The 8288-nt window shown below is 53.3% G+C and carries 6 protein-coding genes; all 6 read left to right on the top strand.

Annotated features, from left to right (window positions below; translation table 11 throughout):
* Positions 1-152: 152 nt before the first annotated feature.
* From G1E_RS20035 to G1E_RS20010, 6 genes are read left to right on the top strand one after another with little or no spacing between them, the layout of a single operon-like run.
* The gene (locus G1E_RS20035) at positions 153-1373 is read left to right on the top strand and encodes a site-specific integrase (RefSeq protein ID WP_009681595.1); all 1221 of its coding nucleotides are present in this window, start codon (positions 153-155) and stop codon (positions 1371-1373) included.
* Positions 1360-2880, top strand: coding sequence for a site-specific integrase (locus G1E_RS20030; protein ID WP_009681596.1), 1521 nt, complete (start codon positions 1360-1362; stop codon positions 2878-2880). The genes G1E_RS20035 and G1E_RS20030 overlap by 14 nt, the downstream gene beginning before the upstream one ends.
* Positions 2873-4888 carry an integrase gene (locus G1E_RS20025; RefSeq protein ID WP_009681597.1) on the top strand — a complete coding sequence of 672 codons (2016 nt, stop codon included), beginning with the start codon at positions 2873-2875 and terminating at the stop codon, positions 4886-4888. The genes G1E_RS20030 and G1E_RS20025 overlap by 8 nt, the downstream gene beginning before the upstream one ends.
* Positions 4889-4891: 3 nt before the next feature.
* Positions 4892-5305: a hypothetical protein gene (locus G1E_RS20020; protein ID WP_009681598.1), complete on the top strand. Its 414-nt coding sequence runs from the start codon at positions 4892-4894 to the stop codon at positions 5303-5305.
* The gene (locus G1E_RS20015) at positions 5305-5745 is read left to right on the top strand and encodes a VPA1267 family protein (RefSeq protein WP_009681599.1); all 441 of its coding nucleotides are present in this window, start codon (positions 5305-5307) and stop codon (positions 5743-5745) included. The genes G1E_RS20020 and G1E_RS20015 overlap by 1 nt, the downstream gene beginning before the upstream one ends.
* The gene (locus tag G1E_RS20010) at positions 5742-8024 is read left to right on the top strand and encodes an AAA family ATPase (RefSeq protein ID WP_009681600.1); all 2283 of its coding nucleotides are present in this window, start codon (positions 5742-5744) and stop codon (positions 8022-8024) included. Before G1E_RS20015 ends, G1E_RS20010 begins: the two co-directional genes overlap by 4 nt.
* The last annotated feature ends 264 nt before the right edge of the window (positions 8025-8288 follow it).

Here is an 8288-nt window from a genome sequence, read left to right as displayed (position 1 = left end):
CCGTTCTGAGGAACCCCAGAGACTTTTTTGTTAGGTTTCTGACGGAGACCCCCGCCCTGCGGGGGTTTTCTCGTTTTTGGGCTGTAAAAAAATTCTTGACCGTTTTTTACTGAGCTCCTACCTTGAATTTCTGTTAAGAATTCGAGGTGTCTATGCAGCTGTCGGTTAAAAGGTTCACGGGGGAAAGCGGAGAAAGGTTCTGTCTCCTCGTCGATGATTCCGGCATGCCGCTTTACTACCCATCCCTCTTCGTCACTGCCGAGATGCGAGGTGCTTCGCTCTCGATTAACACAATCGACAATGCCCTCTCAGCACTCAAGGCGATGCACCTCTGGCAGGACTATTACGGGCTTGATCTAGAGTCGCGTTTTAAGCGGAGCGAGCTCCTGCTTCCCCACGAGATCCATTCGCTCCGAGACTTCATGCAGAAACCAATGGCTGATTCTCGGCCAGGGAATAGCAAAGTCGTTTCGATCAAGGGCCGGCAGGCGCGTGTGAGCAAGGGCAATCAATACAACCGCTTGACGGTGATTGCTGAGTACGTTCGATTTCTCGCAACTCAGCTGTACCCAGTGTCTCAATCGAGCGGCGAAGTCATTCTGTCCATGGTCGCTCGGATTAAGGCCAACAGACCCAGAATTGGTGACAAAGTCGAGAAGGATAGGTCTGACGTTCATATGGAGGAGAGCCTCCTGGACGCTCTTGAAGACATTCTGCGTCCTGGCAACGTTTCGAACCCAATCGCTGATCCAGGGATTCAGTTTCGGAACGCGTTGATGTTTACTCTTTTGCGCCTAACAGGTATGCGGCGCGGAGAGTTGCTCAACCTCCGAATAGATGATTTCGACTTCGCGATGAACACGCTCAAGATTGTGAGGCGAGCCGACTCTCCTGATGATCCTCGGGGATATCAACCGTTGGTGAAAACCCGCGAGCGGACTTTTCCTCTGATCCAAGAACTTATGGATCAAATCCATGAGTACGTATCCAAATTTCGGAGCAAAGTGCCCGGCTCGCGTAAGCATGGATACCTGTTTGTAACTCATCGCGCTGGCCCCACTCAAGGGTGGCCTATTTCGAATTCCGGTTTCGGAAAGTTTTTGGTCACTCTGTCTGGTATTGCCGATGAGTTTTCCGGTGTCCATGCTCACGCACTTCGCCACCACTGGAACTACATGTTCTCGCAGCGGAGCGACAAGGGCGGGATGTCAGAAGAGCGCGAAAATAAAATTCGCTCATACCTGATGGGTTGGAGTGAGACTTCCGATACCGCAGGGACTTATAACAAACGTCATGTTAAGGAAGAGGCCGGTAAAGCTGTGATTGGTCTGCAAAATAAACATCTGGGGAAGTCTACTGATGCACGCAAGTAATCATGCGGTAAATAATATTTATGAGCGTGTTCGGTTTGTTTCTAGGGATGGGTATGAGGTAGATATTGCTTCGGACTACTGGCGCCTGAGTAAAGATGTCGCCTTTAAGCTAGATAGTCTTTCTGGGTTTTTGCCGGCGGACATTGAAAAGTCATTTAGGCAGGTCTTGTCAGTTTATGCAGAAACTGGCTCTGCTCAATACGCGATGGCGTTGTTTCGGCGCTTCCGGGATTATTGTGAAAACACAGCGGAGCTTCCCCTGTTAAGCCCGGAGTCTATGCTTTCGCATCGCTCGAGCCTGGGGGAAAAGGATTTTGAGCTTAGCTCTTTACGAGCCTTTCTTCGGACATGGATCAGTCTTGGTTACCAAGGTGTTCCTGTTAGCACCTTGAAGCTGATGGAACGCTGGACAATCAAGGGTAACGAAAAGGGGTATGCTGTCCAATCTATGTGTCCTGAAAACGGCCCCTTCACTGATATCGAAATGGGCGGTCTTGTTTCGAGGATTATCGAGTTCTATGCACGCGGGAAGTTGGGGCTGATGGATACTTCCTATGCCATGACTTTGGCAATGACTGGCAGGCGTCCAACGCAAATATGCGCCTTGAAGCTCAAGGATCTTGTTCGACGTGGGGGTCGATACTTTATCAACTTCCCTCGCGGCAAGCAGAAGCAAGGCGAATGGCGAGCTTCTTTCACAGAGTATGAGATTGTTGGGGATCTTTGGGATCTGCTTCAGGGGCAGGCTGCCTCCGTTAAGAATGCCTTTGAGGAAACTCTGGAATACCCTGTTCCTCAAAATTTAGTAGGAGAGCTTCCTTTATTCGCAAATCTCAAGCGACACGACTCTACCGCCAGTTTGAAGGCACAGCTTGAGGGTGATTTCCTGCACGCTCCAATGGGGCAAGTCAGTTATGCCTTGAAGAAGGTGCAAGATGCTATTGGGCTGATTAGTGAACGAACACAGGCTTTGATCAATATCACCGCTTACCGATTCCGCTATACCCTAGGCACTAACTTGGCCAGAGAGGGTAAGGGGGAGTACGTGATCGCCGAAGCCCTTGATCACACAGATACTCAGAACGCGGGGGTATACGTTAGGAACATCCCTGAGATCGTTAAGCGAATTGACAAGGCCGTGGCTCTTCAATTGGCTCCTCTGGCGCAAGCGTTCCAAGGTGTCCTGGTATTAGACGAAACCAAAGCTCGTCGAGGTGGAGATCGGTCAAGTCGGATCTGTAGTGCAGGAGGAAACGTGGGGAGTTGTGGAAGCTACGGGTTCTGTGGTGCCTTGGCTCCGATTGCCTGCTACACCTGTTCGCATTTTCAGCCATGGCTTGATGGGCCTCACGAGGAAGTCCTAGACCAACTTATTGCTGAGCGTGACAGCGTTCTGGCGAGTACAGGCGATTTGAAAATTGCCTCTGTGAATGACCGACTCATCCTTGCGGTGAGTGATGTATGTGCCCGCTGTAAAGCCATGAAGAGTAGTGTCGCTGATGAGTAATGTTCTCCAGTTTGTTCCCAAAGCTCAGCTTACTAGCCGTCAGAACCTAGAGGAGTTCATCCTCATGTGTCGGGACAGGCTCACAGTGTTCGGTGCTGACCTCGATTGGTATAGCCATGCCTGGCCACAGGTTGGAAACTTCACCAAAAAGGATGCTCCTTCTCGCGGGTTCACTCCTGACCAGCTTTTGGATAGCGGCATCATGTCCTTTGCTAAGGCATATGTTCGCTATCAGCAGGGTTTCAAACCTAGCAAACTGAAGAATGAGTTTAAGGCCATTCGCTGCGTAGAGGCCGCGCTCTTGGAAATTAAGGGTTGCGCGGATATCACTCAAACGGACATCAGTGTCTTGAATGCTGCTGCAGAGGTTGCCCGTACATACGAGGCTACTTCGTACCAGGCAGGAATCAGCCTGGTAAAGCTGGTCGAGTTTCTGAACGAAAGTGGGATCGTCCAGGCGCCGATTACTTGGAAGAACCCAATCAAGAAGCCCAAAGAGATTAATCGTACCGACAGCGTAGCTAAGCAGAAGCGGGATGAAAAAATGCCGCCAGACTACCTACTTGAAGCAATGGCAGAAATCTTCAACAACGACCTCTTGGGAGCAAGGGATCGTTTCACTTCATCGATTTTTGCATTGTGCATGTGCGCGCCGTCGCGGATCACTGAGGTTCAGGATCTCCCAGTCAATTGCCTTCACCGCGAAGTAGACAGTGAGGGTGTTGAGCGTACTGGGCTCAGGTTTTACGCAGGTAAAGGCTATGCCTCTGATATCAAATGGCTTCCTACGCCAATGATACAAATTGCTGAGGAGGCAGTTCGTCGTCTCGCCGAAATGTCCGAGCCTGGTCGCAAACTCGCAAGGTGGCTGGAAACCAACCCGGATAAATTCTACCGCCATGAAAGCTGCCCAGATGTAGGTGAAGACCAGCCACTGACAGATGCGCAAGCGTGTCTGGCAATGGGATTTGATCCTGGCAGTGGGAAAAGTGTTGCTGCACAAAGACTCAAAGTGGGAATGAGAGCATACGAGCCGTTTGACTCGTACTATGCGAAGCACGGTTATGTGACTCTGCGATTCCTCAATGGCTACATGCACAGCAAGCTTCCGAAGGGATGGCCGTGGATGAATGAGGAACGGCATATCAAATACTCAGGCGCCCTGTGCTGCTTCCGACAAAACGAGCTGCGTATGGATATGCCACCTCGCCCTATCATCGTATGGGGGCCGGGTAAGAGTACCTTCACTACTGACATTAACTACATTGATGGCCAAGAGAGGAGTATCTGGGAGCGGCATGGCTACAAGAACCCGGATGGATCCCCCATCTCGATGAGTTCGCATCAGATTCGTCACTATCTGAACACGTTGGCTCAGCGAGGCGCGCTCGGGCAGTTGGACATTGCGAAATGGTCGGGCCGTGCAAATGTTCATCAGAACGCCACGTACAACCACATGACCACCGACGAGCATGTCGCTATGGCCAGGGAGGCAGGCGTTGGTGTCGCCTTGACCAAGATCAGGGGGAATATGCCGGTTACGCTGGCAGATCTTGAAGCGATTGGTGATGCCATTGCGCACATCACTATTTTCGGCTTCTGTGTCCATGATTTCGCGATGCTGCCCTGCCAGAAGCATCGTGACTGCCTGAATTGCACTGAGCAGGTTTGCGTAAAGGGCCACACAGGAAAACTGGAGGCGCTGAAAAACTATCGTGATGGGATCCGAGCTCAGCTCGCTAAAGCTCAGGCTGCGAATGACGCCCTTATCTATGGTTCTGACCGCTGGAGCCAGCATCAGATCAAGACCCTGCAACGAGCTGATCAACTGATTCAGATCCTTGAATCAAAAGAAACGCCGGACGGCACGATCATCCGTTTGAGCAATGACCAGGAGTTCAGTCCACTGAAACGTGCCATGGCTGCCAACTCTCCAGCGCCGAGCCTGCCATCGCCGAAGAAAAAGGAGCCGGATATGGATGAAATCCGCGCTTTGATGGGAATGTAAGCAATGGCCAAGCACCTGAGCCCTAAAGACCTGGATTTGATTGTCGGCTTGATTGATGGCTGGGACGAAAAGCTGTCGTGGGACGCCATATGCGATGCCGTTGAGCCGCTCATCGGCTCACGTCCCGCCCGGCAAACCTTGACATCCCACGAGAGGATCAAGAGTGCCTACGAGCATCATAAGGAAAGGTTGAAGTCTGGCTTCGTGAAGCCAAAACCTCCAGCGAGTCTCAAGATCGCGGAGCAACGGATTCGTCGACTGGAGGCTGAAAACTCCCGGCTGGAGCGTGAGAACGAGCGGCTGCTCGAGCGATTCGTTCGCTGGCAGTACAACGCCCATAAATTCAACGTTTCGGCTGAGAAGCTCGACGCCCCACTGCCGTTCGTGGATCGCGAATCGTCCGAGGAGAAGTCCTAATGGCTAATGGACAACAGGACGGCAAGGAGAACTATGCCGCCTTCATGGCCTGGACAACCTCAAAGTCAGATGACGACTTTCGTGAGTACGTTCACCGGGGCAAGCTGAAAAGATCCGAGATCGCGGCGGAGTGTGGATTTGGTAAAAGCGCTATCACACAGAACCCAGCGATTCGAGCGGCCCTTGACGGACTTGAGAATGAACTTCGAGCCGCAGGAATACTGCCACCACTGACCACGTCACTGCCTGCCGGTCAAAAACCTGAGCCGGCATTGCGGGATGCTGATGCAAAGCAGCGCCGTATGGATGGCCAACGCCTGAACTCCTTGGAGCAAGAGAATGCAGCTCTTCGTGCAGAGCTCCAGGCGGCAAAGCAGATGCTGGATCGTCATGCCCTGATCACTGAGTTTTTGGTTGAAACTGGACGGATGCCACGATGAACGCCATCGCTCCTGCTCTAATCAGTGTCAGCGTTCGGATCACGAGCATCCGCTCATCCAACAGAAAAGGGTGCATCGCCTTTGGCCACAGAATGGACGCAGCTCTCGGTATCAATGATCGCTCAAGCCCGGTAGTGGTCAGGGTTCCGGATGCCATTGCCAAGCTTTCTGACATCGCAGTTGGGGCGATCTTTGAGGTTTATGGTGAGGCAAGTACCGTCCTGCGCGCTCATGGGGCGTTCTCGATCAACGAATTAACAGTGGATGCCCAAGATCTTCGACTTGTACGTCCCAGTGGCTCACAAGTCATCCAGTGGCTTGGGGATAACGTTAAGGGTGTCGGAGAGGTGAAGGCCACCCGTTTGTGGGACGCCCTGGGAGAGCGTCTATACGAGGCCCTCGATCAGGCTGATCATCTGGCGGTCGAGCTGATCATTCCGTCAGAAGATGTTCGCAATGGGATGTTCGGGCGATGGGCTCAGGACGGTGACGCTAAGACATTGCGATTTGTCCAGGACAGGCAGATCCCACTGGACATCGCTCGTAAGGCGATCCGCTTTCACAAGAAAAACACGATCTCCGCCCTCACCAGTGATCCCTATCGGCTGCTCAGCTTCACGGGTACGTGGGACTGTGTTGACGGCATCGCTAGGCACAGCTTTGGCCTCGGCCTCGATGACCCACGGCGGCTGACTGCAGCACTGGAAGAGGCCCTGTACCGTGTCTCTGAAAAAGGGCATACATGCAGCTCGTTGAATGACCTCCAGGCATCCGTTGCCGCACTCATCAGGCCGCATGGGGCTCCGACCTCTGCGCTTTCAAAAGCGTTGATGGACGGTTCGCAGGCTGGTCAGTTTGTCTTCAAGGATCTGCCTGAGCTGGGGCCAGTGCTATTCGCTCCTGGTACTTGGTTGATGGAGCGGCGCTGCGCTCAGTTCATTAGAGACTTGATCCTCACTCCATCAATGCAGCCGTCCTTGTTTAAGGTGGATGTCGGTGAGGTGATCTCGGATTTCGAGGGTAGGGAACGTACCCATCTTGGCTTGCCAGCTTTTTGTTTGAACCAAGCCCAGCGGGATGCCGTTGCCACATCGTTCTCGGCGAGATTCAGTGTGATTACCGGTGGAGCGGGGGTCGGGAAGACCACCGTGCTCAAGGCACTCTATGAAGCCCTGGATACGACGGGGCGCCCTCGCTTCCAAATGGCTTTATCAGGCCGAGCTACCGCTCGAATGATCGAGGCTACCGGCCAGGAGGCTAAGACAATTGCAGGATTCCTGCGGACTGTGACGGACAAGGATATGGGGCCGGCGCCGGTCATCGTCATCGACGAGGCCTCGATGCTCGACCTGGTGACGTTCTACCGCCTGGTTCAGAAGCTGCCGCCTCAATGCCAGGTCATCCTTGTAGGCGACCCCTACCAGCTACCCCCCATTGGTGCTGGGCTCATCCTGCATGTCCTGTGCAACTTGATCGGTATCCCGAAGACAGAACTGATTGAGGTCAAACGCCAGGCCAAAGACTCGGCGATCCCTGCGGTGTCCCGGCAGATCAGGGATGGCGATGTACCCGCTTTCAGCTCAGATGAGACGGACGATGTGGTCTTTCTAGCGTGTGCCGATGAAGACATCATCCCGACTGTAATCAGGCTCTACGAGCAGGACAGGGCCAATACCCAGATCTTGTCTGCAACCAGATCGTGCCGACACGCAGGTGTTGATGCCCTCAATCGTATCTGCCACACCAGGTACGCTGACCACAGTAAGCAGTTGCTCGTGGAAAACCCTGAGACGGGTGACGTGGAGTCCACTGGACTGTGTGTAGGTGACTTGGTCATGTACACCGCGAATGATTGGGTTCGCGACCTTCAGAACGGCTCGCTTGGGCGTATCGACGAGATCTTTGATACCCCCAGAACTGTCGACGTCGGCGACGAGGAAAAGCCACGCTTCTGCACAGCCGTAGGCATGGCTACATTCGATGGTGTGCGGCACTTCCTGTTGGACAGCGATGTGGATTCGCTTGAGCTTGCCTACTCAATCACTGTGCATAAAGCCCAGGGCTCGCAGTTCAAGCGCGTCATCATCCCCGTGCGTCAGTCCCGCATCCTCGACCGTACTTTTGTATATACGGTGGCGACCAGGGCCCAGGTGCAGGTGATTCTGGTAGGCGACATCAAGGCCGTTCAGGATGCTATCAGGCTTCCGCCGAAAGCATTTTCAAGACGGGTCGGCCTATCGGCGCTGCTGGAAGCAGAGCTAGCTGGGGAGGTGGCCTGAGCCACCGCGCCTTCTGAGCGAGAGCTTGGCATGACCGTTCGTCGGGTTTTGTGCTGGGCTCAAGCCATCTGCACAGATGGGGCACCTGGTAGGTTTTTGTTAGGTTTTCGGCCTCCGTTAGCAGTGCCCTGAGGTAAATCTAACAAAAAACCGAACGGTTTCTGGCGGTGGTTTTTAGCGACTCCTGAGCCTTGTCCAATGAAATGGATGGATTCACTCACTCACTCGCTCGACCAGTCGACTTTTCGGTGTTCATAACCGTTC

It is taken from the genome of Pseudomonas sp. TJI-51 (genome assembly GCF_000190455.2).
GTDB lineage: Bacteria > Pseudomonadota > Gammaproteobacteria > Pseudomonadales > Pseudomonadaceae > Aquipseudomonas > Aquipseudomonas juntendi.
This window is presented reverse-complemented; position numbering and strand designations above follow the sequence as displayed.